This window comes from Streptomyces luteoverticillatus (genome assembly GCF_003970715.1).
GTDB classification, from domain to species: Bacteria; Actinomycetota; Actinomycetes; order Streptomycetales; family Streptomycetaceae; genus Streptomyces; species Streptomyces abikoensis.
In genome coordinates this window covers 1,630,976-1,657,098 of the sequence record NZ_CP034587.1, presented here as the reverse complement: position 1 = coordinate 1,657,098, position 26,123 = coordinate 1,630,976, and the positions used below count along the sequence as shown (strand labels likewise).

Genomic DNA, 26,123 nt, shown 5'->3' with positions numbered 1-26,123 from the left:
GCGAGGGGGCCCCGGAACCTCGTATGGTCGTATCCGTGTTGGAGGAGATGCGGATCCGGTCCTTGGGCGTCATTGACGACGCGGTGGTCGAGCTGTCGCCCGGTTTCACGGCGGTGACCGGCGAGACCGGTGCCGGCAAGACCATGGTCGTCACCAGCCTCGGGCTGCTGCTCGGCGGGCGCGCCGACCCCGCGCTGGTGCGGGTGGGCGCCAAGGCGGCCGTGGTCGAGGGGCGGCTCGCCGTGGCCGGGGGTTCCTCCGTGGCCGTGCGCGCCGAGGAAGCCGGCGCCGAGCTGGACGACGGGACGTTGCTCGTCAGCCGTACCCTCTCCGCCGAGGGGCGTTCGCGTGCCCACCTCGGCGGGCGGAGCGTGCCCGTGGGCCTGCTGGGCGAGCTGGCCGACGACCTGGTGGCCGTCCACGGGCAGACCGACCAGCAGGGGCTCATGCGGCCCGCCCGGCAGCGGCAGGCCCTCGACCGGTACGCCGGTGATGCCGTGGCCGCCCCGCTGGCCAAGTACGCCGATGCGTACCGGCGGCTGCGGGCCGTCTCCGCCGAGCTGGGCGAGATCACCGAGCGGGCGCGGGAGCGTGCTCAGGAGGCCGATCTGCTGCGCTTCGGGCTCGACGAGATCGCCGCGACCGAGCCCCTGCCCGGCGAGGACGCCGAGCTCGCCGCCGAGGCCGAGCGGCTCGGCCACGCCGAGTCTCTCGCCTCCGCCGCCACCGCCGCGCACGCCGCGCTCGCGGGCGACCCCGAGGACCCCGAGGGCGTCGACGCCGGCACCCTCGTCGCGGGCGCCCACCGGGCCCTCGCCGCCGTGCGTGCCCACGACCCGGCCCTCGCCGCGCTGGCCGACCGGCTCGGCGAGCTCGGCATCCTCCTCGCCGATGTGGCGGGCGAGCTCGCCTCGTACGCCTCCGGCCTGGACGCCGACCCCCGCCGCCTCGCCACCGTCGAGGAGCGCCGCGCCTCGCTCGCCCACCTCACCCGCAAGTACGGCGAGGACATCGCCGGGGTCCTGGCCTGGGCCCGGACCAGCGCCGACCGGCTCGCCGAGCTCGACGGCGACGACGACCGCATCGGCGAGCTCACCGCCGAGCGCGACGCGCTCCGCGCCGAACTCGGCGGGCTCGCCCAGGAGCTGACCGACGCCCGGACCGAGGCGGCGAAGCGATTCGCCGACGCGGTCACCGCCGAGCTCGCCTCGCTCGCCATGCCGCACGCCCGGGTGACCTTCGCCATCCGGCAGAACGAGACGGCCGACCCCGAGGCGGGCATCGAGGTGGGCGGGCGCGCCGTCGCCTACGGCCCGCACGGCGCCGACGACGTCGAACTCCTGCTGGCTCCCCATCCCGGGGCGCAGCCCCGGCCCATCGCCAAGGGCGCCTCCGGTGGTGAGCTCTCCCGGGTGATGCTCGCCGTCGAGGTCGTCTTCGCGGGCTCCGACCCCGTGCCGACGTACCTTTTCGACGAGGTCGACGCCGGTGTCGGCGGCAAGGCCGCCGTCGAGGTCGGCCGGCGGCTGGCCAAGCTGGCGCGCACCGCCCAGGTCGTGGTCGTCACCCACCTCCCGCAGGTGGCCGCGTTCGCCGACCGCCACCTCGTCGTGGAGAAGACCGTCGACGGCGCCGTCACCCGCAGCGGGGTGAAGGCCATGGAGGGCGAGGACCGCATCCGCGAGCTCTCCCGGATGCTGGCCGGCCAGGAGGACTCCCAGCTGGCCCGGGCACACGCGGAGGAACTGCTCCAGGCGGCCCGCGCGGGAAGCTGAGCACCGGGGCCGGGTAGGTTGGGACGCGCCAGAACGATCTTCAGGAGCGCCATGACTGCCCGGCCCCGCGTCCTCTATGTCACCGACCTCGCCTACGAGGCCAAGGGGCGGCGGTACTGCGACGAGGACATCTTCCTCACCTCCCGGCTCCGCGCGGACTTCGACATCGCCCTGTGCCACCCCGGGGACGCGCCCGCCCTCATGGACGCCTTCGACGCCGTCGTCGTCCGCAACAGCGGACCCGTGCTCACCCACCAGGAGCAGTACGACGCCTTCCGCGCCCGCGCCCTCGAGACCGGCAAGCCCGTCCACAACCAGCTGACCGGCAAGGCCGACATGCGCGGCAAGCGGTACCTGCTCGACCTGACCGCCGCCGGGTACCCCGTCATCCCGACCGTCGACCGCGCCGAGGACCTCCACCGCCTGCCCGAGGCCGCCGGGTACGTGCTCAAGCCCAAGGCGGGCGCGGACTCCATCGGGCTGCGCTTCGTCCCCCGCGTCGAGCCGGCCGACCTGACCGGCGACGTCCTCGCCCAGCCGCGCATCGACTTCGCCTACGAGGTGTCGTTCTACTTCGTCGACCACGACTTCCAGTACGCGCTGTACGCGCCCCACCCCGACCGCCGCTGGGCCCTCGAACGCTACGAGCCCACGGCCGAGGACCTGGACTTCGCCCGGCGCTTCATCGACTGGAACGACATCGAGCACGGCATCCAGCGCGTCGACGCCTGCCGCACGCCCGAAGGCGGCCTCCTCCTCGTCGAGCTGGAGGACCTCAACCCCTACCTCTCCCTGGACCTCCTCGACGCCCCGACCCGGGAAGCCTTCGTCGACCGGTTCGCCAAGTCCCTCCACGGCCTGCTCGCGTGATCGGCGCACTGGCCACGGCCGCCACGACGGCCCGGGGAACGTACGAGGCCCTGCGCCGCACCCGCCCCGGCGGGCCCGCCGTGTGGGACCGCGTGAACCACGCCGGCCGCACCGTGACCCTCTGCGCCGGACCGGCGGCCGCGCTCGGCACGGCGGCCGCCACCGCCGCCGCCCGCGCCCTGCCGGCCCGGCACCGGTGGGCCGGCGCGCTGACCGTGCTGGCGGCCGGGGCCTGCGGGGCGTACGACGACGTCGCCGGGGACGACCGGCGCGGCTTCCGCGCCCACCTGTCGGCGCTGCGCCGGGGCGAGGTCACCAGCGGCGCGGTCAAACTCCTCGGCATCGGCGCGGCGGGCCTCGCCGCCGGGGCGGCGCTCAAGGAGCGGCCCCTCGACCGGCTGCTGGCCGGAGTGGTGATCGCCGGTTCGGCCCACGCGGTCAACCTGCTGGACGTCCGCCCCGCCCGGGCCGCCGGCGCGACGCTGGCGCTCGGCGTGGGCGGACTGCTGCGCGGCGGCCCCGGCGCCGCCCTGGCCGCCGCGCCCGTGGGCGCGGCGGCGGCCCTGCTGGCCGACGACGCGGCCGGGCGCACGATGCTGGGCGACAGCGGCGCGCACGCGCTCGGCGCGGGGCTGGGCCTGGCCGTCGTGGGGGCCAACGGCCGTGCGGGGCTGGCCCTCCACGCCGCCGTACTGGTGGCCGCGACCATCGCGGCCGACGTACGGAATCCCCAAAGCGGGTGAATCCGGGGAACTACGGGCGAGGTAGGACGGGCCGACCTCGTGCCAGTGGTGCCCCGACACCGGCGGGGGCTGGCATCCTGGCCTGAGCACCTCGCCGTACGCCCCGCCCGACGTCGACTCAGGAGCTTCCCCCGCGTGAGCAGTACACCCGTTCCCTCGCACGGGCGGCCGCCGCTGCACGCCGTTCAGGTCCTGGGCAGCGGGAGCGCGGGCAGCGGGGCGCACGTGCGGTCGCTGGCGGGCGGACTGGTGGCCCGGGGCCTGCGGGTGACGGTGTGCGGGCCGTCGACGACGGGGGAGCGGTACGGAATCCCGGAGTCGGGGGCGGCCTTCTCCCCGCTGGACCCGGAGGCGAGCGCCCAGGCGGTGGCGGGGATCCGCGCCGCGAGCGAGGGCGCCGACGTGGTGCACGCGCACGGGCTGCGCTCCGGGACGCTCGCGGCGCTGGCCCTGCGCGGGCGGCCCACGCCGCTGGTGGTCACCTGGCACGCGCGGGCCCGCACGGAGGGGTTCCTGCTCCGGCTGATGGAGCGCCAGGCCGCGCGGGGCGCGGCGGTGCTGCTCGGCGCCACGCCCGACCTCGTCGACCGGGCCCGGCGGCGCGGCGCGCGCGACGCCCGCCTCGCGCCGGTGGCCCTGCCGGCGCCGCGCCGGGCGCCGCCGCCGACCGAGGACGACGAGTACCTGCGCTTCAAGGCCCGCGCCGAGCTGGGCGCGGTGGCCCGACCCCTGCTCGTCACCGTCGGCCGCCTGGAGGCGGACCAGGGCCACGGCCCCCTCCTGGACGCCGCCCGGCTCTGGCGGGACCTCGACCCCGAACCCCTGCTCATCATGGCGGGCGAGGGCGCCGAACGGTCCGCTCTTCAGCGGCGCATCACGGAGGAGGAGCTTCCGGTGCTGCTCGTGGGGCGGCGGGACGACGTCCCCGAGCTGCTGGCGGCGGCGGACGTGGCGATCCTGCCCAGCCGCTGGGAGGGCAGCTCCCTGCTGGCGCAGGAGGCGCTGCTGGCGGGGGTTCCGCTGGTCGCCACGTCGGTGGGGGGTGTCCCCGATTTCGTCGGGGACGCGGCCGAATTGGTCCCTTACGGGAACGCGGATGCCCTGGCGGGGGCGGTCTCCCGCCTCCTGGGGGACCCACTGCGATGCGCGAAGCTTGCCGCGGCGGGGAGGGTGCGGGCGGCGGGGTGGCCGTCGGAGGACGACACGGTGGCGCACGTCCTCGCCGTCTACGACGAGCTCAGCGCCCGGTAGTTCCGGGCGCCCGAAGCGTTCCGGCTGCCCGCCGTGGGGGTTTCCGCGCCTTCGGCGCGGTTCTACCCCACCCGCCCGCCCGATTGCCCGGCACGGGTTGCCCCGGGTAAGGGGCGGGTGGGGTGGGGCGGGCACAAACCGGCGGCGCCCCCGGGGTGGTGACGTGAGGGGGCGGGGTGGGGTGGACGGGCCCTGGTAGGGGCGTGAAGAGCTCTTCGCCGCTGGAGCCAATTGCAGGGCACCGACACCGCAATAGCAGGCACCGCGAAGAGCTCAGCCCCGTAAGGGCCCGTCCACCCCACCCCGCCCCCGACCACCCACATGCCCCCGCGCCCGCAACGCCAGCCCCAGTGCCAGCGCCGTCTCCGGATCCTCCAGGTCCACCCCCAGCAGCCGCCCGATCCGGCCCAGCCGGTCGTACAGCGTCTGCCGGTTCACATGCAGCTCCCGTGCCGTCTCCGCCTTTCGCCCGCCACAGGCGAGATACGCCTCCAACGTCGGCAGCAGCTCGTGGCCCAGGAGCGGCCCGATGACCCGGTCCACGAACGCCGCCAGCTCCCCGTCGCCGTGCGACCGCAGCCGCCACAGCAGGACGTCGATCGCCAGCCGCCGCACGTCGTGCCACGGACGGCCCGAACGGTCAGAACGCGCCGCCTCCGCCGCCTCCGCCGCGTGCCGCAGCTCCGCCCCCGCCGTCGCCCACGTCGCCGTCCCGCCCACGACCACCACCGGCGGCCGCAGCCCCGCCCGCGCCGCCCCCGCCCGCAGCGCCGCCGCCACCCGCCCCGCCACGGCCTCCCGTTCGTCCTCCCCCTCCCCGCGCAACCCCACGAGCAGCGGCACCCGCCCCTCCGGCAACCGGACGCCCACCAGCACCGGCGCCCCCACCCCCGCCAGCTCCTGCCGCACCGCGCCGGCCAGCGCGGACCAGCCGTCGGCCGGTACGAGCTCGCCACTCACCCGCATCACGACCGGGAGCAGCGGCCCCGGCCCCGGCCGGAACCCCAGGACACGCGCCTGGGCGGGGGCGTCCGCGACCTCCAGCCGCCCCTCGGCGAGGTCGGTGAGGAAGTCGCCGCGCCCGCGCGCCGCCAGCTCCTCCTCCTGCCGGGCCTGGAGCAGGACGACCGCCAGCAACCCGGCGGCCCGGTCGGCGGCGATCCGGTGGACGGGGGCGAGCGGCGCGTTCACCGGCAGGACGGACAGCCGGGCCCGCACGGCGGGACCGTGCCCGGGGACGTCCACGACGACGCCGCCGGGCAGCCCGGCGGCCCCCAGCCCGTCCCAGACCTGGAGGGGCTCGGCGGCCCCCGGCGGCGCGGGGGAGGGCCCGGCGGCGTACAGCAGCCGCCCTTCCGGGGTCTGGAGGAAGACGGGGTTGCCGGCGAAGTCGGCGAAGAGCCGCAGCACTTCGGGGACGCCACCCCCGCCGAGCAGCACCTCCGTGCAGCGCCGGTGGACGTCCTCGGCCCGCCGCAGCAGCGCGTAGTGCTCGTTGACGAGCTCGGTGTGGATCTCCTCGGTGACCGCCACGAACGGCACCTCCCGGTGCAGCTGCACCAGCGGCAGCCCGCAGGAGCGGGCGGTGTCCACGACGGCGGCGGGAAGGGTCGGCAGGCGCGAACCGAGCTCGACGACGAGCGCCGCGATGTCCCGCTCGGCGAGCCGCCGTACGAAGGCCCGCTGCTCGGCGGGGCGGCCGCCGAGCCCGAGGCCGGTGGTCAGCAGCAGCTCGCCGCCCTTGAGCAGGTCGGCGATGTGGGGCACCTCGCCCGCGTGGACCCAGCGCACCGGCCGGTGGAGCCGGTCGCCGGCCGCCATCACCTCGGGCAGGCCCCGGCGCAGGGCGGGCAGCTCCAGGGCACGGGCCACGGTGACGGCCCCCTGGACGCTCGCGGGGGCGTTCCCCAGGACGTTCCCCAGGGTGTTCCCCGGGACGTCTCCCGGGGCGGCGGAGGACGGAGCGTACGGTTCCATGGCGGGAATTTATGCCACGACTGCGAGGGCCCGGCGCCCCTACCCTGTCCCGCATGACGTCAGCCGCCGAATCCCGCTCCTCAGCCGCCCCGGGCATACCCGGCAGACCCGACCTCGCGGCGGTGCAGCGCCATACCGTCCGTGTCCTGATGACGGCTCAGGTCGTCGCCGGGATCGGCATGGGCTCGATGCTCTCCTCGGGCGGCCTGCTGGTGGAGCACCTCACGGGCTCCCGCTCGGTGGCGGGCCTCGCCACGACGCTCACCACGCTGGGCGCCGCGCTGATGTCCGTACCGCTGGCGGCCCTCTCCCGGGCCCGGGGCCGGCGGGCCGGGCTGGGCGCGGGCTGGCTGGTGGCGGCGGTCGGCGCGGTGATCGTGCCGGTGGGGGCCGGGCTGGGGCTGCTGGGGCCGACGCTGCTGGGGATGCTGCTCATCGGCGCGGCCTCGGCCGCGAACCTCCAGTCCCGCTACGCGGCCACCGACCTCGCGGGGCCGGACGCGCGGGCGGGGGCGCTCTCGCTGGTCGTGTGGGCCACGACGGCGGGCAGTGTGCTGGGCCCGAACCTGAGCGGGCCGGGGGAGGCGGTGGCCCGCCCGCTGGGCCTGCCGGACGCGGCGGGGACGTTCGTCTTCTCGGTGGTGGCGTTCCTCGCGGGCTGGGCGGTGATCCACAAGGGACTGCGCCCGGACCCGCTGCTGCTGACGCGCGCGACGCCCGCACCCGGAACGACCGAAGGTGGCGAGACGCGCCGCTTCCGCACCCGGATGCGTGAGGCCACCCGCCACGTCCTCGCGTCGCCCGCGGCCCTGACGGGTCTCGGCGCGCTGGTCGTCGGGCATGCCGTGATGGTGTCGGTGATGACGATGACGCCGGTCCACCTGGCCCATCACGGGGCCTCCCTGAGCGTGGTCGGCTTCACGATCAGCCTCCACATCCTGGGCATGTACGGGCTGTCCCCGCTGGTGGGCCGGGCGGCCGACCGGCTGGGCCGGATACCGGTGATCCTTGCCGGGCAGGTGGTCTTCACGGCGGCCACGGTGCTGGCGGGGACGTCGGGCGGCCGGCAGTGGCCGGTGACGGCCGGGCTGTTCCTGCTGGGTGTGGGGTGGTCGTGTGCGACGGTCGCCGGGTCGGCGCTGCTCAGCGAGTCGGTGGCGGGGGAGCACCGCTCCGAGGTGCAGGGCCTGTCGGACATGCTGATGAACCTGGTGGGGGCGGCGGGGGCGGCGCTGTCCGGGGTGGTGCTGGCGGGGTACGGGTATGGCGGGCTCAACGTCGCTGCGGGGGCGCTCGTGCTGCCGGTGAGCGGGTTGCTCGTGCTGGCACTCCGGCGGCGCCGCTGAGCGCTCGGCTGCGGGCCCGCTGTGGCCGATCGCGCAGTTCCCCGCGCCCCTTAGGGGCGCGGGTACCGCACTGTCAGCCGCCGAACGCGCTCGATGCCGTCAGCCTCAGCGCCGTGTCGATCAGCGGCACGTGGCTGAAGGCCTGCGGGAAGTTGCCCACCTGCCGCTGGAGGCGCGGGTCCCACTCCTCCGCCAGCAGCCCCAGGTCGTTCCGCAGGGCGAGCAGCTTCTCGAAGAGCTGGCGGGCCTCGTCGACCCGGCCGATCATCGCGAGGTCGTCCGCGAGCCAGAACGAGCAGGCCAGGAACGCGCCCTCGTCGCCCTCCAGCCCGTCCACCCCCGCCTCGTGCCCCGCCGTCGGGTAGCGCAGCACGAACCCGTCCGGGGTGGACAGCTCCCGCTGGATCGCCTCGATGGTGCCGATGACGCGCTTGTCGTCGGGTGGCAGGAAGCCCATCTGGGGGATGAGCAGCAGGGAGGCGTCTAGCTCCCGGGAGCCGTAGGACTGGGTGAAGGTGTTGCGCTCCTTGTCGTAGCCCTTCTCGCAGACGTCCCGGTGGATGTCGTCGCGCAGCTCGCGCCACCGCTCCAGGGGGCCGTCGACGTCGCCGGACTCGATGAGCTTGATGGTCCGGTCGACGGCGACCCACGCCATGACCTTGGAGTGGACGAAGTGCCGGCGGGGGCCGCGGACCTCCCAGATGCCCTCGTCGGGCTCGTTCCAGTGGTCCTCCAGATAGCCGATGAGGCGCAGCTGGAGCACCGAGGCGTAGTCGTTGCGGGCGAGCCCGGTCATATGGGCCAGGTGGAGGGCCTCGGTGACCTCGCCGTAGACGTCCAGCTGGAGCTGTCCGGCGGCGCCGTTGCCCACCCGCACCGGGGTGGAGTTCTCGTAGCCCGGCAGCCAGGGCAGCTCAGCCTCGCCGAGCTCGCGCTCCCCGGCGATGCCGTACATGATCTGGAGGTTCTCGGGGTCCCCGGCGACCGCGCGCAGCAGCCACTCGCGCCAGGCGCGGGCCTCCTCGCGGTAGCCGGTGCGCAGCAGCGAGGAGAGGGTGATGGCGGCGTCGCGCAGCCAGGTGTAGCGGTAGTCCCAGTTGCGGACGCCGCCGATCTCCTCGGGCAGCGAGGTGGTCGGGGCGGCGACGATGCCGCCCGTGGGGGCGTACGTCAGCGCCTTGAGGGTGATCAGCGAGCGGACCACGGCGTCCCGGTAGGGGCCGTGGTACGTACAGTGGCCGACCCACTCCCGCCAGAACTCCTCGGTGGCCGCGAGCGAGCCCTCCGGGTCGGGGAGGGCGGGCGGCTCGCCGTGGGAGGGCTGCCAGCTGATGGTGAAGGCGATGCGCTCGCCGGGGGAGACGGTGAAGTCGGAGTAGGTGGTCAGGTCCTTGCCGAAGGTGTCGGCGGTGGTGTCCAGCCACACGGAGTCGGGGCCCGCGACGGCCACCGTGCGCTCGCCGCGCTTGTGCACCCAGGGCACCACGCGCCCGTAGGAGAACCGCATCCGCAGGGCGGAGCGCATCGGCACCCGGCCGCTGACGCCCTCGACGATGCGGATCAGCTGGGGGGCGCCGTCGCGCGGCGGCATGAAGTCGATGATCCGGACGGTGCCGCGCGGGGTGTCCCACTCGGATTCGAGCACGAGGGAGTCCCCCCGGTACCGGCGGCGGTCGGCGACCGGCGGCGCGGCCCCCGAGGGGTGGGCCGGGCCGATCCGCCAGAAGCCGTGTTCCTCCGTGCCGAGGAGCCCGGCGAAGGCCGCGTGCGAATCGAAGCGGGGCAGGCACAGCCAGTCGGCCGTACCGTCCCGGCAGATCAGTGCGGCGGTCTGCATATCGCCGATGAGTGCGTAATCCTCGATACGCCCGGCCACGGTCATCTCCAGTCGAACGGCATCCAGGACCCCTGGGGGTCGAACGGCAACCAGGACCCCATCCCCATGGTGGGGTCCGTATGACGGTGAAGCGATCTTCGACGAGCTCTTGTTCCGGAGGTGAGGGTGCCTTCCAGCGGTAGCTGGGAGGGGCGCCCGGGTGGTGCCGCGCCGGCCGGCTCGCTGCGTGTGTCCGAGCAGGATACGACGCGGAGTTGGGACACGCGCGACGGTTCGCGGGGGAACATGTGCCGAATGGGTGGCCCGGTGCGCGCCGGGCGCGCGGCCCGTGGCGGGCTCCCGAGGCGCGCGGTGACACAGCGCCCACAGAGGCGTCGCGCCCCGTCACGACGGGCCTCGGGCGATGTCGCCGGACGCGTCACCGGACGCGTCCGGGCCCGGGCGCTGATACCCTGGTACCCCGTGGACCGGTGGGTGCAAGACCCCCCAACCGCAGCGACGGCACCCCCGGAATCGACCGGGTGATCGCCGGTACGCACCTTCACCTCGCGACCACGGGAGCCCCCCTTTGGCCATTGCCGCAAAGCCCACGACGACCAAGCACCTCTTCGTCACCGGGGGTGTCGCCTCCTCGCTCGGCAAGGGCCTGACGGCCTCCAGCCTGGGCGCGCTGCTCAAGGCGCGGGGCCTGCGGGTGACGATGCAGAAGCTCGACCCGTACCTGAACGTCGACCCGGGCACGATGAACCCGTTCCAGCACGGTGAGGTGTTCGTCACCAACGACGGCGCCGAGACCGACCTGGACATCGGCCACTACGAGCGCTTCCTCGACGTCGACCTGGACGGCTCGGCCAACGTGACCACCGGCCAGGTGTACTCCACGGTGATCGCCAAGGAGCGCCGCGGCGAGTACCTGGGCGACACGGTGCAGGTGATCCCCCACATCACCAACGAGATCAAGCACCGCATCCGCCGCATGGCCACCGAGGACGTCGACGTCGTCATCACCGAGGTCGGCGGCACGGTCGGCGACATCGAGTCGCTGCCGTTCCTGGAGACCGTCCGCCAGGTGCGCCACGAGGTCGGCCGGGACAACGTCTTCGTCGTCCACATCTCGCTGCTGCCCTACATCGGCCCCTCCGGCGAGCTGAAGACCAAGCCCACCCAGCACTCGGTGGCCGCGCTGCGCAACATCGGCATCCAGCCCGACGCGATCGTGCTGCGCGCCGACCGCGAGGTGCCCACCGCGATCAAGCGCAAGATCTCGCTGATGTGCGACGTGGACGAGGCCGCGGTGGTCGCCGCGATCGACGCCCCGTCGATCTACGACATCCCCAAGGTGCTCCACGCCGAGGGCCTGGACGCGTACGTCGTGCGCAAGCTGGACCTGCCCTTCCGCGATGTGAACTGGACCCAGTGGGAGGACCTGCTGGACCGCGTCCACAACCCCTCCCACGAGGTGACCGTCGCGCTGGTCGGCAAGTACATCGACCTGCCCGACGCCTACCTGTCGGTGACCGAGGCCATCCGCGCGGGCGGTTTCGCCAACCGCGCCAAGGTCAAGATCAAGTGGGTGACCTCGGACGACTGCAAGACCCCCGAGGGCGCCGCCGGCCAGCTCTCCGACGTGGACGCCATCTGCGTCCCCGGCGGCTTCGGCGACCGCGGTGTCAACGGCAAGGTCGGCGCGATCACCTACGCCCGTGAGAACAAGATCCCGCTGCTGGGTCTCTGCCTGGGCCTGCAGTGCGTGGTCGTCGAGGCCGCCCGCAACCTGGCCGGCATCGAGGGCGCCAACTCCACCGAGTTCGACCCCGCCACCGCCCACCCGGTCATCTCCACGATGGCCGAGCAGATGGACATCGTCGCCGGTGAGGGCGACATGGGCGGCACGATGCGCCTGGGCATGTACCCGGCCAAGCTCGCCGAGGGCTCCATCGTCCGCGAGGTCTACGGCGACGCCGCCTACGTGGAGGAGCGCCACCGCCACCGCTACGAGGTGAACAACGCCTACCGCGCGGAGCTCGAGAAGAAGGCCGGCATCGTCTTCTCCGGCACCTCCCCGGACAACAAGCTCGTCGAGTACGTCGAGTACCCGCGCGAGATCCACCCCTACCTGGTGGCCACCCAGGCCCACCCGGAGCTGCGCTCCCGCCCGACCCGCCCCCACCCGCTCTTCGCGGGCCTGGTGAAGGCGGCCGTCGAGCGCCGGCAGCAGGGCTGATCCGCCCGGCCTATACGGTTGACCGGGGTGAGCGCCTCTCGCACGAGAGGCGCCCGCCCCGGTTTCCGTATTCCTGGAGGACGTAACCATGGCGCACGAGTCCGTCGACGAGCCCATCAAGGACACCGCCGAGGAGTGGCGGGTCACCGCCAGCGAGACCCCGTTCACCGGCAACAAGACCGGCGTCCGCACGGACACCGTCGTCATGCCCGACGGCTCCACGGCCAAGCGCGACTACCAGACGCACCCCGGCTCGGTCGCCGTCCTCGCCCTCGACGAGCAGGACCGGGTGCTCGTCCTCAACCAGTACCGCCACCCCGTCCGGCAGCGGCTGTGGGAGATCCCGGCCGGCCTGCTGGACGTCCCCGGGGAGAACCCGCTGCGCGCCGCGCAGCGCGAGCTCTACGAGGAGGCCCACGTCAAGGCCGAGGACTGGCGGGTGCTGACCGACGTCTACACCACGCCGGGCGGCTGCGACGAGGCCGTGCGGATCTTCCTGGCGCGCGGGCTGTCCGACGTCGAGGGCGAGCGCTTCGCCGTCGAGCACGAGGAACTCGACATGGAGGTCGCGCGGATTCCGCTGGCGCTGCTGGCGCGCGGCGTCCTCAAGGGCGAGCTGCACAACAACTGCCTGGTCGTCGGCGTCCTGTCGGCCATGGCCGCGCTCGCGGGCGACGGGCTGGAGGCGCTGCGCCCGGCCGACGCCCCCTGGCCGGCCCGCCCGTTCGAGGCCTGAGCCCCCCTCACGGAGCTCCCTGCGGTCCGACCATCAGGCAACCCGAATAGGTGATCTTCAACAACGCGGTACCGCGTTACCCGGAGTGCGGTGGGTGGTGAACTAGGCTCGACGCGTCCCCCACCGCGGCCGCGGCGGGGGTTGAGCGTGCAGCAGGTTCCCGTGCGTGCGGGTCGGGGAATCCCCCACCGCGGGCAGGGGAAGGGAGTGGACCCGTGGCGGAGCGGACGGTGGAGACCGGCGGACCGGCGGTGGTCCCGCCCGAGCGGCGGCCAGTCGGCCCCGCCCCCGTGGTGAGCCCCCGTCAGCGGCCCACCCGCACACCCTCCTTCACGACCCAGCGCACCGAGCTGTTCGTCGGCCGGCAGCGCGAGCTCAAGGAGCTGCGCGCCGACATCGTGCGCGCGGGCCTCGACACCCTCTCCGGCCGCAAGAAGCCGCGCGGCCGGGTGCTGCTCATCGCCGGACGGCCCGGCTCCGGCCGGACCGCCCTCGCCGAGGAGCTCGCCCGGCAGCTCGCCGTGGACTACCCGGACGGAGTACTGCGCGCCCGGCTGACGGGCGCCGACGGGGCGCCCGTGCCCACCGAGCGGACCGCGCGCGCCCTGCTGGCCGAGCTCGGCGCGCCCGTACCGGCCGGCGCCGAGGAGGACCAGCTCACCCAGGCCCTGCGCGACGCCCTCCACGGGCGGCGGGTGCTGCTCGTCCTGGACGACGCGGCGGGCGCCGAACAGGTGGACCCGCTGCTGCCCGACGAGCCCGAGTGCCTCATCGTGGCCGTCTCCCGGGGCCCGCTGACCGGCGTGCCGGACGTCCGGCCCTGCGCCCTGGGCGGCCTGGACACCCCGGCGGCCGTCGAACTGCTGGAGTGGTTCGCCGGCCCCACCCGGATCACCTGCGACCCGGTGGCCGCGAAGACGGTCGTCGAGGAGTGCGGCGGCCAGCCCGCCGCGCTGGTGCTGGTCGGCGGATGGCTCGCCGCCCAGCCCAAGACGACGGTCGTCGACGCGGCCAAGCGGCTGCGCGAGCTGCCGCCCGCCGACGGCCACGACAAGGGCGGCCGGCTGCTGGCCCGGGCCTTCTGGCTCGCCTACGAGGCCCTGCCCGCGCCCACCGCCCGGCTGCTCCACCTGCTCGCGCTGGCCCCCGCCGGGCTGGCCGACGCCCACACCGCCTCCGCGCTCGCGGGCACCTCCCTGACCACCGCCCAGTCCGTGCTGGAGGACCTGACCGCCCGGGGCCTGCTGCGCCTGGAGACGCCCGGGGAGGGCCCGGAAGGGCTGCCTCCGCAGTACCGGGTGCCGACCTGCCTGGCGCCCCTGCTCGGCACACTGCTGCACGCCCAGGAGCGGCCCGGCGAGATCGAGCTGGCCCGGGCGCGGATGCTGGAGCGGACCGTCCGCCAGCTCCACTCCTGCCGCGCCACCACCGAGCGGAACGATCCGGCGGTCCGCCGCAGGATCGAGCAGCTGCCCCGGCCGCTGCGCTTCCCCTCCCGCCGCGCCGCCGAGGAGTGGCTGCTGGCCCGGCTGCCCGCGCTGCTCGCGGCGGCCCGGCTGGCGGTGGAGGACGGCCGGCTGGACACCCTCGCCCGGCGGCTGGTCTCCGCCCTGACCCGCGCCCTGACGGCGCATCTGGGGCCGGAGGCGGCGGCGCCCGAGCTCTACGGGCTGCACCAGCTCGTCCTGGACGTGGCCCGGCGCTGCGAGATGCCGCTGGAGAAGGCCGCCGCGCTGCTGAACCTCGGCGACCTCGACGCCCGGGCCGGCCGGACGCCGGAGGCGCTGGACCGCTACCGCCAGGCCCTCGCGTCGGCGCGCGAGGCCGGGGACCCGTACGCCACCAGCCGGGCGCTGGAGTCCATCGGGGCCGCGCACCAGGAGCTGGGCGATTTCCAGCGGGCCGCCGACTGGTACCGGCGCGGTCTGGAGCTGCGGCTGACGCGGGGCGAACTGGCGGACGAGGCGCGGCTGTACGGGCGGCTGGGCACGGTCCACGGCTACGCGGGCCAGTGGCCGGAGGCCCTGCGCGACTGGCGCGCGGCGGCTGCCGCCCACCGCAGGCTGCGCGACCACGCCGGGCACGCCCGGGCGCTGGGCGAGGCCGCCCGGGCGCAGGAGCACACGGGCCGGCCGCGCGAGGCGGCGCGCACCGCGCTGGAGGCGGTGGAGTCCGCGCAGGCCGCCGGGGACGCCCGCCTGGAGGCGGCGCTGCGGCTGCTGCTGGCGGAGACCCTGGAGCGGCTGGGCGACGCGGCGGGGGCGCTGCGGCACCGGGGCTGTGCGGAGCGGCTGCTGGACGGGCCGGGCGCGCCCGGCCCCGCCGGTGGTCCGGGGGCTTCGGACGAGGGGGTGGAGCCACCCGGGGTCCAGTAGGGGGTACCGCAGGGTAACGGATCTTCTACCTAAGAAATCAGTGGCGCATCGCGCAAAGATTGGTGCATTGCAAGGCTAGACAACGCGCAATCCTTCAATAGACTGGCTGGGCCGCGTTCGACGCGGTCTGCTCTGGTGTGCCCGGCATATCAGGATTAGCCTGTCATTCTCTGATTCAAGGACCGTGATCGACGTGAAGGTCGGCATCCCCCGCGAGGTCAAGAACAACGAATTCCGCGTGGCCATCACCCCCGCGGGCGTGCTCGAGCTGGTGCGCAACGGCCACCAGGTCTTCGTCGAGAAGGGGGCCGGTACCGGCTCCTCCATCACCGACGCCGAGTACGTCGCGGCCGGCGCGGCCATCCTGGACTCGGCCGACGAGGTCTGGGCCACGGCCGACCTGCTGCTGAAGGTCAAGGAGCCCATCGCCGAGGAGTACCACCGCCTCCGCAAGGGCCAGACGCTCTTCACCTACCTCCACCTGGCCGCCTCCCGCGAGTGCACGGACGCGCTGCTGGAGTCCGGCACCACCGCCATCGCGTACGAGACGGTCGAGCTCGCCAACCGCGCGCTGCCGCTGCTCGCCCCGATGTCCGAGGTCGCGGGCCGGCTGGCCCCGCAGGTCGGCGCCTACCACCTGATGCGCTCGGTCGGCGGCCGCGGCGTGCTCCCGGGCGGCGTCCCGGGCACCCACGCGGGCAAGGCCGTCGTCATCGGCGGCGGCGTCTCCGGCTGGAACGCCGCGCAGATCGCCGTCGGCATGGGCTTCCACGTGACCCTGCTCGACCGCGACATCAACAAGCTCCGCGAGGCGGACAAGGTCTTCGGCACCAAGGTGCAGACCGTCGTCTCCAACGCCTACGAGCTGGAGAAGGCCGTCGTCGAGGCCGACCTCGTCATCGGCGCCGTCCTCATCCCGGGCGCCAAGGCCCCCAAGCTGGTCACCAACGAGCTCGTCGCCAAGATGAAGCCCGGAAGTGTACTTGTCGACATTGCGATCGACCAGGGCGGCTGCTTCGAGGACTCGCGTCCCACCACCCACGCGGAGCCGACCTTCCAGGTCCACGACTCCGTCTTCTACTGCGTCGCCAACATGCCGGGCGCGGTGCCGAACACCTCCACCTACGCGCTCACCAACGCCACGCTGCCCTACATCGTGGAGCTGGCGAACCGCGGCTGGCAGGAGGCGCTGCGTCGCGACGCCGCGCTCGCCAAGGGTCTCAACACGCATGAGGGTCAGGTCGTTTACGGCCCGGTCGCCGAGGCGCACGGACTGCCGCACGTCGAACTGAGCACCCTGCTCGGCTGACCGTAAAGCAGCCGATCGGCGAAGAGCACATACCCGGCCGGGCCTTGCGCAGCAAGGCCCGGCCGGGGTGTTTCGCCATGGTTTGACCCGCCCGTGATTCTTCCGGGTTATCCGCCGCACACCCTTGACAGAAGGGTGTTCGATTGCCGACACATCGTGCCGTCTCCGGCGGATTGTGTTGCTGCGGACCGCCGACACGCCATAGAGTCGCCAACCGTCGGCATGGTGCCACGCTGACGTATCTAGATGTTTCCTGGTCACCAAGGAGGTAGGACGACTTGTGAATGAGTCGACATTTGCTCCCGGGGGTGGTCACCCAGGAATGTCTGCGCTGGGCCAGAGTCCCGTGGGACTCCACGCTGTCGGCTCCGTCGCTGTCCACACCTACTCAGCACTCGCAGCGCACCAGGACATCCAGAGCATGACGACAGCCCACCAGAGCATGGACGGTCACCACATGAACGCCATGGCCGGCGACGGGGCGGAGTCCACCCGTCTCGCCGACTACGAGAACGTTCCCGAGGGGCACTTCTACGACCCCGACGCGGAGTACGAGCCCGACCCCGAGTACGCGGCCACCCTCGCGCCGGACGCCGCCCGCCAGCGCCGCGAGCGCATCGGCCCCACCGGGCGTCCCCTGCCGTACTTCCCGATCCCCGGACCGCTGGCCGACCACGGCCCGGCCAAGATCATCGCCATGTGCAACCAGAAGGGCGGGGTCGGCAAGACCACCTCGACCATCAACCTGGGCGCGGCGCTGGCGGAGTACGGCCGCCGGGTGCTCCTCGTCGACTTCGACCCGCAGGGCGCGCTCTCCGTGGGCCTCGGAGTCAACCCGATGGAGCTGGACCTGACGGTCTACAACCTGCTCATGGAGCGGGGCATGCAGGCCGACGAGGTCCTGCTGAAGACGGCGGTCCCCAACATGGACCTGCTGCCCAGCAATATCGATTTGTCAGCGGCCGAGGTCCAGCTGGTCAGCGAGGTGGCCCGCGAGTCCACCCTCCAGCGGGCCCTGAAGCCCCTGATGGCCGACTACGACTACATCGTGATCGACTGTCAGCCCTCGCTCGGTCTGCTCACCGTCAACGCCCTGACGGCGGCTCACAAGGTGATCGTCCCCCTGGAGTGCGAGTTCTTCGCGCTGCGCGGTGTCGCCCTGCTCACCGAGACCATCGAGAAGGTCCAGGAGCGGCTCAACCCGGACCTGGAGCTCGACGGCATCCTCGCCACGATGTACGACTCACGCACCGTGCACAGCCGCGAGGTCCTCGCCCGGGTGGTCGAGGCGTTCGACGACCACGTGTACCACACGGTCATCGGCCGTACGGTCCGCTTCCCCGAGACCACGGTCGCGGGCGAGCCCATCACCACCTACGCGTCCAACTCCGTGGGTGCCGCCGCGTACCGCCAGCTGGCCAGGGAGGTGCTCGCCCGTTGTCACGCCGAGTGAGCCTGCCCGGCGCCGACGAACTGTTCCGCACCACCGGCGGGATGGGCCTCCAGGCCTCCTCCCCGCGCCGCAAGGCGAACGGCGAGACGCCGCCGAGGGTGCCGGGCCCGGGTGACGCGCCCGACGGCGAGCGGCCGGGGAAGACGACCGCCGCCGTCCCCGAGGGCCGCACCGCCGCCGTGCCGCCGGCCGCGGCGGGCCAGGAGCCGGAGGCCGAGCGGCGCACCGCCGCCCCCCAGCCCCCGGCCGCCCGCAACACGGTCGAGCCCGCCGCCGCCCAGCCCAAGCGCCGCGGCCGCGCGTCCGGACGCCGCCCCAGCGGCCGGGAGCGGCACGACGAGAAGATCACCGTCTATGTCTCCGCCGAGGAGCTCATGGACCTCGAACACGCCCGGCTGGTGCTGCGCGGCGAGCACGGGCTCGCCGTCGACCGGGGCCGGATCGTCCGGGAGGCCGTCGCGGTCGTCCTGGCCGACCTGGAGCAGCGCGGCGACGCGAGCATCCTCGTACGGCGCCTGCGCGGCCGCTGAGCGGTTCCGCTGCGCTAGCCTCGCTGATCACGGCCTGTACGGCCCGCTCCGCCCCACCCTGGAAACCCGATGCCCGCAGCCGCCTCCTCTCCGGCCCGCCGACCCCTGGGCCCCGGCCCGGGCCCCCGGCCCGAGCCGGCACGCCCCGGCGGCGCCACCACCCCCGACGAACGTCTCGCGGCAGAGCCCGCCGCGTCGGAGACCCCCGCCGGAGGCGAGGGGCGGTTCACCGTTCGGCTGGCGAATTTCGAGGGGCCCTTCGATCTGCTGCTGCAGCTGATCGCCAAGCACAAGCTCGACGTCACCGAGGTGGCCCTGTCCAAGGTCACCGACGAGTTCATGGCGCACCTCCGTGCCATGGGCCCCGACTTCGATCTCGACCAGACCACGGAGTTCCTGGTCGTCGCGGCGACGCTCCTCGACCTCAAGGCGGCGCGGCTGCTGCCCGCCGCCGAGGTCGAGGACGAGGCCGACCTCGCCCTGCTGGAGGCCCGCGACCTGCTCTTCGCCCGGCTGCTCCAGTACCGGGCGTACAAGCGCATCGCGGAGATCTTCAGCGGCCGGCTGGCCCATGAGGGCCGCCGCCACCCCCGTACGGTCGGCCTGGAGCCGCACCACGCGGAGCTGCTGCCCGAGGTCGTCCTCGGCATCGGCCCCGAGCGGCTGGCCGAGCTGGCCGCGAAGGCCATGCGGCCCAAGCCCCCGCCGCAGGTCTACGTCGACCACATCCACGCGCCCCTGGTCAGCGTCCGGGAGCAGGCCGAGGTCGTCGTGGCCCGGCTCAGGACGTCCGGCGAGGCGACCTTCGCCCAGCTCACCGCCGACGCCGCGGACACCCTCACCGTCGTGGCGCGCTTCCTGGCCCTGCTGGAGCTCTACCGCGAGAAGGCCGTCGCCCTGGACCAGGGCGAGGCTCTGGGGGCCCTGACGGTCCGCTGGACGGGCGGCACGGCCGACGCCGCCCCGCTGGTGACCGACGAGTTCGACCGCGAGCCGGAGACCGATCCGGAGACCGGTTCCGAGACCGGCCCGGAGACCGACCCGGAGACCGACCCGGAGGAGAGCGCACGGTGACCGAGAGCACGACGTACCCCGAGGGCCTGGCGGGGCTCGCCCTGAAGCCCGCGCTGGAGGCCGTCCTGATGGTCGTCGACGAGCCGGCCACCGACGAGCACCTCGCGAAGGTCCTCGACCGGCCCCGCCGCGAGATCGCCGACGCGCTGCGCGAGCTGGCCGACGAGTACACGATCCAGGGGCGCGGCTTCGAGCTGCGCCAGGTCGCGGGCGGCTGGCGCTTCTTCACCCGTCCCGAGTACGCCGACGCCGTCGAGGCCTTCGTCCTCGACGGCCAGCAGGCCCGGCTCACCCAGGCCGCGCTGGAGACTCTGGCCGTGGTCGCGTACCGTCAGCCGGTCAGCCGTTCGCGGGTCTCGGCCGTACGCGGAGTGAACTGCGACGGCGTCATGCGCACCCTTCTCCAGCGGGGCCTGGTGGAGGAGGCGGGGACGGAACCCGAAACAGGTGCGATCCTGTACAGGACGACGAACTACTTTCTGGAGCGGATGGGCCTGCGCGGCCTGGACGAGCTCCCCGAGCTCGCCCCGTTCCTCCCCGAGGCCGAAGCGGTCGAGGGCGACTCCCCGGAAGGGGTGCCGTCATTCGATCCGGATGCCCCGGACACCGAAGCGGACGACAAGACGGAACTTTGATGCGAAGCAGCGGCAGGAACAGCGGAAGCGGCGACCGGGACAACCGGGGTGCCCGAGGAGGGTCCCCCCGTCCGGGGTCCGGTGGCGGGCGCCCGGGCGGCGGCCGCTCCGGTGGCGGACGCCCCGAGAGCGGCGGCCGCTCCGGCGGCGGCTACGGCGGTGGCGGCTACGGCGGCCGCTCCGAGGGCGGGCGCTACGACGGCGGTCGCGGCGGGGACCGTCGTGACGACCGCCGCGACGACCGTCGTGACGACCGGCAGCAGGAGCGTCCGCGCCGTCCGCGCCCCGAGGAGCGCCGCTACGACGTGGGTCCCGACGCCGAGCGCACTCGTGGCGGCGCCACCAGCGGCCGTCAGAGCGGCCCCACGAGCGGCCGCGGCGCGGCGGCCCGCGGCGGTGCCAAGGGCGGCCCCAAGCGGAGCTCCACGGCCGGCTCCGGCGGCCGCAGCAGCGGGCCCGCCCGCGGCCACGGCTACGCCCCCGCCCGCCCGCGCGAGCTCGACGCCAAGATCGAGGAGCGCAACCGGGAGCGGCACAACAAGCCGCAGGTGAAGACGCCCAAGACCTTCCCCGGCGCCGAGCAGGAGGGCGAGCGCCTGCAGAAGGTGCTGGCCCGTGCCGGCATGGGCTCGCGCCGCGCCTGCGAAGAGCTGATCGAGATGGCCCGCGTCGAGGTCAACGGCCAGATCGTCACCGAGCAGGGCCTGCGCGTCGACCCGGAGAAGGACGAGATCAAGGTCGACGGCCTGACGGTCGCCACCCAGTCGTACCTGTTCTTCGCGCTGAACAAGCCGGCCGGCGTCGTCTCCACCATGGAGGACCCGGACGGCCGCCAGTGCCTCGGCGACTACGTCACCAACCGCGAGACCCGCCTGTTCCACGTGGGCCGGCTCGACACGGAGACCGAGGGCATCATCCTGCTCACCAACCACGGTGAGCTGGCCCATCGCCTCACGCACCCCAAGTACGGCGTGCAGAAGACGTACCTGGCCGCCATCACGGGCCCGCTGCCGCGCGACATCGGCAAGCAGCTCAAGAGCGGCATCCAGCTGGAGGACGGCTGGGCCCGCGCGGACAACTTCCGCGTCATCCAGCAGACCGGCAAGAACTACCTCGTCGAGGTCACCCTCCACGAGGGCCGCAAGCACATCGTCCGCCGCATGCTCGCCGAGGCGGGCTTCCCGGTCGAGAAGCTCGTCCGCACCTCCTTCGGCCCCATCGCCCTGGGCGACCAGAAGTCGGGCTGGCTGCGCCGCCTGACCAACACCGAGGTCGGCATGCTGATGCGCGAGGTCGACCTGTAGGTCGCGTTTTCCCGGGGCTCCGCCCCGGACCCCGGTCCTCGAACGCCGGACGGGCTGACAAGGTCAGCCCGTCCGGCGTTCGGCGTCACCGGGAGGTCAGGACCACACCGTCAGGCCCGTCGCCCGCCCCTCCTCGTCGCGCTGGATCTCCATCATTCCCTCGACCGCGTCACGCGTGATCCGGCCGAAGACGTGCGGGAAAAGGGTGCCGGGGGCCACGCCGGGCGGCGGGGCGGGGTCGGCGGCCTCCCAGCGGACCATCACGTCCAGCTTGTGCTCGTCGATCAGCAGCACCATCAGCGGCCCCGGCACCTCGCGGTAGAACGCCGTCGCCACGGCCAGCGTGGTCTCCTCGTCGGGCGAGCAGTGGACGAAGCCCTCCTCGGAGAGGGAGGCGGGGGAGTAGGGGCGGTCGGGCACGGCGAGCCAGTCGTCCAGGGGCACCACGTGATAGATCATGGACATCGTTCTACCCGACGCGACGATCCCGATCATGCCGGCCCGGCCGCCCCACTAGGCTGGGGGCGTGAGAACCGCCCTCGTCATCGGAACCGGACTGATCGGCACGTCCGCCGCCCTCGCCCTCGCGGGCCGCGGTGTGCGGGTGCACCTGATGGACCACGACCCCGCCCAGGCCCGTACGGCCGCGGCGCGCGGCGCCGGCACGGACCAGGCGCCCGACGGGCCCGTGGACCTGGCCATCGTGGCCGTGCCCCCGCGCACGTCGCGGCGACCCTCGACGGGGCGATCCGGGGCGGTCTCGCCCGGGCCTATCTCGACGTCGCCAGCGTCAAGGGCGGCCCCCGCCGCGAGCTGGAGGCGCTCGGCTGCGACCTCAGCGGCTATCTGGGCACCCACCCGATGGCCGGCCGGGAGCGCTCCGGGCCCATGGCGGCCATCGCCGACCTGTTCGAGGGCCGGCCCTGGGTGCTCACCCCGACCCGCGAGACCGACACCGAGGTCCTCAACCTCGCCCTCGAGCTGGTCGCCCTGTGCCGCGCGGTGCCCGTCGTGATGGACGCCGACGCCCACGACCGGGCCGTCGCGCTGGTCTCCCACACCCCGCAGCTGATCTCCAGCATGGTCGCCGCCCGGCTGCGCGGCGCCGACGACACGGCCGTGCGGCTGTGCGGCCAGGGCATCCGCGACGTCACCCGGATCGCCGCCTCCGACCCCCGGATGTGGCTCGACATCCTCTCGGCGAACCCCGGCCCGGTGGCCGACGTCCTCGCGGGCGTCGCCGCCGACCTCGACGAGACCGTACGGGCGCTGCGCGCCCTGGAGTCCGCCGACGAGGACAAGCGGGCGGGCGGCGTGGCCGGCATCGAGGACGTGCTGCGGCGCGGCAACGACGGCCGGGCCCGGGTGCCGGGCAAGCACGGCGCGGCCCCGGCCACCTACGAGACGGTGATCGTCCTCATCGGCGACCAGCCCGGCGAGCTGGCCCGGATCTTCGCGGACGCGGGCCGCGCGGGCGTCAACATCGAGGACGTCCGCATCGAGCACGCCACGGGCCAGCAGTCGGGTCTGATCCAGCTGATGGTCGAGCCCTCCGCCGCGGCGGCCCTGGCCGCGACGCTGCGCGACCGGGGCTGGGCGGTCCGCCAGTAGGGCCCGTGCGGCCCGGGGGCCGTAGGGCGGCGCGGGGCGGTCCGGCGAGCCAGTAACCTTGAGTGAGCCATCAAGGCGATCCGCCAGGAAACGCCCCGTGTACGAGGAAGGTGCCCAACACCGTGGAAACCGCCGCCCGGACCGCTCCGGCAGCAGTCGTCGTCGGCATCGACGGCCCCTCCGGCACGGGCAAGTCCAGCACGTCCAAGGCCGTGGCCGCCAAGCTGGGCCTGCGCTACCTGGACACCGGCGCCCAGTACCGGGCGATCACCTGGTGGATGCTGAGCAACGGCATCGATGTGAACGACCCGGCCGCCGTGGCCGACGCCGCGGGCAAGCCGGAGATCGTCTCCGGTACCGACCCCTCCGCGCCCACGATCACGGTCGACGGCGCGGACGCCTCGGCGCCCATCCGCACCCAGGAGGTCACCGGGGCCGTCAGCGCGGTCAGCGCCGTGCCCGAGGTGCGCACCCGGATGACCGAGCTGCAGCGCGCCATCGCCGCCGAGGCGCCTTACGGCATCGTCGTAGAGGGCCGGGACATCGGCACCACCGTGCTCCCGGACGCCGACGTCAAGATCTTCCTCACCGCCTCCCCGGAGGCGCGTGCCGCCCGCCGCAGCGGTGAGCTCAAGGGCAAGGAGGCCGTCGACCTGGCCGCCACCCGGGCCGCCCTGGTCAAGCGGGACGCGGCCGACTCCGGCCGGAAGACGTCCCCGCTGGCGAAGGCCGCCGACGCCGTCGAGGTGGACACCACCGAACTGACGTTGGAGCAGGTCATCGAGTGCGTGGTGACCCTGGTGGAGGAGAAGCGGTCGGCGTGACCTCCTCCGGTGCCGCCGTCGGGCGGCGGATCGGCATCGGCCTGATGTACGGGCTGTGGAAGCCCCGGGTGCTGGGCGCCTGGCGGGTGCCCGCCGCCGGGCCCTGCATACTGGCCGTCAACCACACCCACAACGTCGACGGTCCGATGATCATGGGCACGGCCCCCCGGCCCGTGCACTTCCTGATCAAGAAGGAAGCGTTCGTGGGCCCGCTCGGCCCCTTCCTGCGTGGCATCGGCCAGCTGGAGGTCGACCGCTCGGGCACCGACCGGACGGCCATCACCGGCGCGCTGGGCGTGCTGGAGGACGGCGGGGTCCTGGGCATCTTCCCCGAGGGCACCCGGGGCGAGGGCGACTTCGCCTCGCTCCGCGCGGGCCTGGCCTACTTCGCCGTACGGTCGGGCGCGCCGATCGTCCCGGTGGCGGTGCTGGGCAGTGGCGAGCGGAAGAGCCGGGCCGTGCGGGGGCTGCCGCCCCTGCGCAGCCGCGTCGACGTGGTCTTCGGAGACCCGTTCGAGGCGGGCGACGGCAGCGGCAGGCGCACCCGCAAGGCGCTGGACGAGGCGACCACGCGCATCCAGGAGCGCCTCGGCGCCCACCTGGCGGACGCCAAGCGGCTGACCGGCCGCTGACCGAGACTTGAAGTAGCGGGCCGTAAGGGTCCGCCGACGATACAGAAGAACGAGGAACGGACTTCATGGACGACCAGATCCACACCGGCGACGAGCACGGTGAGCTTGGCGACGCCGAGTACGCGGAGTTCATGGAGCTCGCGGCGCAGGAGGGCTTCGACGCCGACGAGATCGAGGGCGCGCTCGGCGAGGCCGGCCACGGCCCGCTGCCCGTGCTCGCCGTCGTCGGTCGCCCCAACGTCGGCAAGTCGACGCTGGTGAACCGCATCATCGGCCGCCGCGAGGCCGTCGTCGAGGACAAGCCCGGCGTCACCCGCGACCGCGTCACCTACGAGGCCGAGTGGGCCGGCCGCCGCTTCAAGGTCGTCGACACCGGCGGCTGGGAGCAGGACGTCCTCGGCATCGACGCGTCCGTCGCCGCCCAGGCGGAGTACGCGATCGAGGCCGCCGACGCCGTGGTCTTCGTCGTGGACGCCACCGTCGGCGCCACCGACACCGACGAGGCCGTCGTCAAGCTGCTGCGCCGCGCGGGCAAGCCCGTCGTGCTGTGCGCCAACAAGGTCGACGGTCCCTCCTCCGAGGCCGACGCCGCCATGCTGTGGTCGCTGGGCCTGGGCGAGCCGATGCCGGTCTCCGCGCTGCACGGCCGTGGCACCGGCGACATGCTGGACGAGGTCCTCAAGGCGCTGCCCGAGGCCCCGGCCCAGACCTTCGGCGGGGTGCTCGGCGGGCCGCGCCGCATCGCGCTGATCGGCCGTCCGAACGTCGGCAAGTCCTCCCTGCTGAACAAGGTCGCGGGCGAGGAGCGGGTCGTCGTCAACGAGCTGGCCGGCACCACCCGTGACCCGGTCGACGAGCTGATCGAGCTGGGCGGCACCACCTGGAAGTTCGTGGACACGGCGGGCATCCGCAAGCGCGTCCACCTCCAGGAGGGCGCCGACTACTACGCCTCCCTGCGGACGGCGGCCGCCGTCGAGAAGGCCGAGGTCGCGGTCATCCTGATCGACGCGAGCGAGAACATCTCGGTCCAGGACCAGCGCATCATCACCATGGCCGTCGAGGCCGGCCGTGCCGTGGTCATCGCCTACAACAAGTGGGACAACCTCGACGAGGAGCGCCGCTACTACCTGGAGCGGGAGATCGAGACCGAGCTCCAGCAGGTCGCGTGGGCGCCGCGGGTGAACGTCTCGGCCCGTACCGGCCGGCACATGGAGAAGCTCGTCCCGGCGATCGAGACGGCGCTGGCGGGCTGGGAGACCCGGGTCCCCACCGGCCGCCTGAACGCCTTCCTCGGTGAGCTCGTCGCGGCCCACCCGCACCCGATCCGGGGCGGCAAGCAGCCGCGCATCCTCTTCGGTACGCAGGCGGGCACCAAGCCGCCGCGCTTCGTGCTCTTCGCCTCCGGCTTCCTGGAGGCCGGCTACCGCCGCTTCGTCGAGCGCCGACTGCGTGAGGAGTTCGGCTTCGAGGGCACACCGATCCACATCTCGGTGCGGGTGCGCGAGAAGCGCGGCAAGAAGAAGTAACGCCGGGTGCCCCGGAGCGGCTGGGGGTCCGGGGGTCACCCCCCGGGTGGGCACAGCAGCGAGAAGCGCGGCAAGAAGAAGTAACGCGGAG

The 26,123-nt window shown here is 73.9% G+C and carries 20 protein-coding genes and 1 pseudogene; 18 read left to right on the top strand and 3 right to left on the bottom strand.

Annotated elements, in window-relative coordinates; translation table 11 throughout:
* Positions 1-23: 23 nt before the first annotated feature.
* From recN to EKH77_RS06870, 4 genes are all read left to right on the top strand, one after another.
* The gene (recN, locus tag EKH77_RS06885) at positions 24-1,775 is read left to right on the top strand and encodes a DNA repair protein RecN (RefSeq protein ID WP_126913533.1); all 1,752 of its coding nucleotides are present in this window, start codon (positions 24-26) and stop codon (positions 1,773-1,775) included.
* 51 nt (positions 1,776-1,826) lie between these two features.
* Positions 1,827-2,645, top strand: coding sequence for a hypothetical protein (locus tag EKH77_RS06880; RefSeq protein ID WP_126913532.1), 819 nt, complete (start codon positions 1,827-1,829; stop codon positions 2,643-2,645).
* Positions 2,642-3,388, top strand: a complete 747-nt coding sequence (locus EKH77_RS06875; protein ID WP_126913531.1) for a hypothetical protein — start codon at positions 2,642-2,644, stop codon at positions 3,386-3,388. The genes EKH77_RS06880 and EKH77_RS06875 overlap by 4 nt, the downstream gene beginning before the upstream one ends.
* A 135-nt stretch (positions 3,389-3,523) precedes the next feature.
* Positions 3,524-4,639, top strand: a complete 1,116-nt coding sequence (locus EKH77_RS06870) for a glycosyltransferase family 4 protein (protein WP_126913530.1) — start codon at positions 3,524-3,526, stop codon at positions 4,637-4,639.
* A 273-nt stretch (positions 4,640-4,912) separates the two neighbouring features.
* Here the strand turns inward: EKH77_RS06870 and EKH77_RS06865 are convergent, their stop codons facing one another.
* Positions 4,913-6,616, bottom strand: a complete 1,704-nt coding sequence (locus EKH77_RS06865; protein WP_126913529.1) for a PucR family transcriptional regulator — start codon at positions 6,614-6,616, stop codon at positions 4,913-4,915.
* Between the two features lie 53 nt (positions 6,617-6,669).
* Here EKH77_RS06865 and EKH77_RS06860 point away from each other — a divergent pair, with 53 nt between their 5' ends.
* The gene (locus EKH77_RS06860) at positions 6,670-7,962 is read left to right on the top strand and encodes an MFS transporter (protein ID WP_126913528.1); all 1,293 of its coding nucleotides are present in this window, start codon (positions 6,670-6,672) and stop codon (positions 7,960-7,962) included.
* 73 nt (positions 7,963-8,035) lie between these two features.
* On the opposite strand, the gene EKH77_RS06855 is transcribed toward EKH77_RS06860, so the two are convergent.
* Positions 8,036-9,838: a glycoside hydrolase family 15 protein gene (locus EKH77_RS06855; RefSeq protein ID WP_126913527.1), complete on the bottom strand. Its 1,803-nt coding sequence runs from the start codon at positions 9,836-9,838 to the stop codon at positions 8,036-8,038.
* Positions 9,839-10,367: 529 nt separating this feature from the next.
* Here EKH77_RS06855 and EKH77_RS06850 point away from each other — a divergent pair.
* From EKH77_RS06850 to EKH77_RS06810, 9 genes are all read left to right on the top strand, one after another.
* Positions 10,368-12,023 carry a CTP synthase gene (locus EKH77_RS06850; protein WP_397613575.1) on the top strand — a complete coding sequence of 552 codons (1,656 nt, stop codon included), beginning with the start codon at positions 10,368-10,370 and terminating at the stop codon, positions 12,021-12,023.
* 88 nt (positions 12,024-12,111) lie between these two features.
* Entirely contained in the window at positions 12,112-12,759 is a 648-nt protein-coding gene (locus EKH77_RS06845; protein WP_126913526.1) for an NUDIX domain-containing protein, read from the top strand.
* 215 nt (positions 12,760-12,974) lie between these two features.
* The gene (locus tag EKH77_RS06840) at positions 12,975-15,134 is read left to right on the top strand and encodes a tetratricopeptide repeat protein (protein ID WP_397613576.1); all 2,160 of its coding nucleotides are present in this window, start codon (positions 12,975-12,977) and stop codon (positions 15,132-15,134) included.
* Between the two features lie 193 nt (positions 15,135-15,327).
* Positions 15,328-16,443: an alanine dehydrogenase gene (ald, locus tag EKH77_RS06835; RefSeq protein WP_126917918.1), complete on the top strand. Its 1,116-nt coding sequence runs from the start codon at positions 15,328-15,330 to the stop codon at positions 16,441-16,443.
* Positions 16,444-16,765: 322 nt separating this feature from the next.
* Positions 16,766-17,896: a ParA family protein gene (locus EKH77_RS06830; RefSeq protein ID WP_126913525.1), complete on the top strand. Its 1,131-nt coding sequence runs from the start codon at positions 16,766-16,768 to the stop codon at positions 17,894-17,896.
* The gene (locus EKH77_RS06825) at positions 17,881-18,426 is read left to right on the top strand and encodes a hypothetical protein (RefSeq protein WP_126913524.1); all 546 of its coding nucleotides are present in this window, start codon (positions 17,881-17,883) and stop codon (positions 18,424-18,426) included. Before EKH77_RS06830 ends, EKH77_RS06825 begins: the two co-directional genes overlap by 16 nt.
* Positions 18,427-18,495: 69 nt before the next feature.
* Positions 18,496-19,500 (top strand): segregation and condensation protein A, encoded by a 1,005-nt coding sequence (locus tag EKH77_RS06820; protein WP_126913523.1) that lies wholly within the window; start codon positions 18,496-18,498, stop codon positions 19,498-19,500.
* A complete protein-coding gene (gene scpB, locus EKH77_RS06815; RefSeq protein ID WP_126913522.1) occupies positions 19,497-20,135 on the top strand; it encodes an SMC-Scp complex subunit ScpB in 639 nt (212 codons plus the stop codon). Before EKH77_RS06820 ends, scpB begins: the two co-directional genes overlap by 4 nt.
* Complete coding sequence (locus EKH77_RS06810) at positions 20,135-21,439, top strand: pseudouridine synthase (protein ID WP_126913521.1); 1,305 nt, start codon at positions 20,135-20,137, stop codon at positions 21,437-21,439. Before scpB ends, EKH77_RS06810 begins: the two co-directional genes overlap by 1 nt.
* A 96-nt stretch (positions 21,440-21,535) precedes the next feature.
* On the opposite strand, the gene EKH77_RS06805 is transcribed toward EKH77_RS06810, so the two are convergent.
* Positions 21,536-21,898 (bottom strand): DUF952 domain-containing protein, encoded by a 363-nt coding sequence (locus EKH77_RS06805; protein WP_126913520.1) that lies wholly within the window; start codon positions 21,896-21,898, stop codon positions 21,536-21,538.
* A gap of 67 nt (positions 21,899-21,965) precedes the next feature.
* On the opposite strand from EKH77_RS06805, the pseudogene EKH77_RS06800 reads away from it, so the two are divergent.
* The 4 genes and pseudogenes from EKH77_RS06800 (at position 21,966) to der (ending at position 26,032) form a co-directional block, all read left to right on the top strand.
* A pseudogene (locus EKH77_RS06800) lies at positions 21,966-23,050 on the top strand (prephenate dehydrogenase).
* Between the two features lie 122 nt (positions 23,051-23,172).
* Positions 23,173-23,874: a (d)CMP kinase gene (gene cmk, locus EKH77_RS06795; RefSeq protein WP_126913519.1), complete on the top strand. Its 702-nt coding sequence runs from the start codon at positions 23,173-23,175 to the stop codon at positions 23,872-23,874.
* A 44-nt stretch (positions 23,875-23,918) separates the two neighbouring features.
* Positions 23,919-24,506, top strand: a complete 588-nt coding sequence (locus EKH77_RS06790; RefSeq protein ID WP_126917917.1) for a lysophospholipid acyltransferase family protein — start codon at positions 23,919-23,921, stop codon at positions 24,504-24,506.
* Between the two features lie 65 nt (positions 24,507-24,571).
* Positions 24,572-26,032: a ribosome biogenesis GTPase Der gene (gene der / locus EKH77_RS06785; RefSeq protein ID WP_126913518.1), complete on the top strand. Its 1,461-nt coding sequence runs from the start codon at positions 24,572-24,574 to the stop codon at positions 26,030-26,032.
* The last annotated feature ends 91 nt before the right edge of the window (positions 26,033-26,123 follow it).

Coding starts and splice junctions, on each gene's coding strand:
- recN (WP_126913533.1), top strand. CDS start 24: ATGGTCGTATCCGTGTTGGAGGAGATGCGGATCCGGTCCTTGGGCGTC.
- EKH77_RS06880 (WP_126913532.1), top strand. CDS start 1,827: ATGACTGCCCGGCCCCGCGTCCTCTATGTCACCGACCTCGCCTACGAG.
- EKH77_RS06865 (WP_126913529.1), bottom strand. CDS start 6,616: ATGGAACCGTACGCTCCGTCCTCCGCCGCCCCGGGAGACGTCCCGGGG.
- EKH77_RS06860 (WP_126913528.1), top strand. CDS start 6,670: ATGACGTCAGCCGCCGAATCCCGCTCCTCAGCCGCCCCGGGCATACCC.
- EKH77_RS06845 (WP_126913526.1), top strand. CDS start 12,112: ATGGCGCACGAGTCCGTCGACGAGCCCATCAAGGACACCGCCGAGGAG.
- EKH77_RS06830 (WP_126913525.1), top strand. CDS start 16,766: ATGTCTGCGCTGGGCCAGAGTCCCGTGGGACTCCACGCTGTCGGCTCC.
- EKH77_RS06820 (WP_126913523.1), top strand. CDS start 18,496: ATGCCCGCAGCCGCCTCCTCTCCGGCCCGCCGACCCCTGGGCCCCGGC.
- EKH77_RS06810 (WP_126913521.1), top strand. CDS start 20,135: ATGCGAAGCAGCGGCAGGAACAGCGGAAGCGGCGACCGGGACAACCGG.
- EKH77_RS06805 (WP_126913520.1), bottom strand. CDS start 21,898: ATGATCTATCACGTGGTGCCCCTGGACGACTGGCTCGCCGTGCCCGAC.
- EKH77_RS06790 (WP_126917917.1), top strand. CDS start 23,919: ATGTACGGGCTGTGGAAGCCCCGGGTGCTGGGCGCCTGGCGGGTGCCC.
- der (WP_126913518.1), top strand. CDS start 24,572: ATGGACGACCAGATCCACACCGGCGACGAGCACGGTGAGCTTGGCGAC.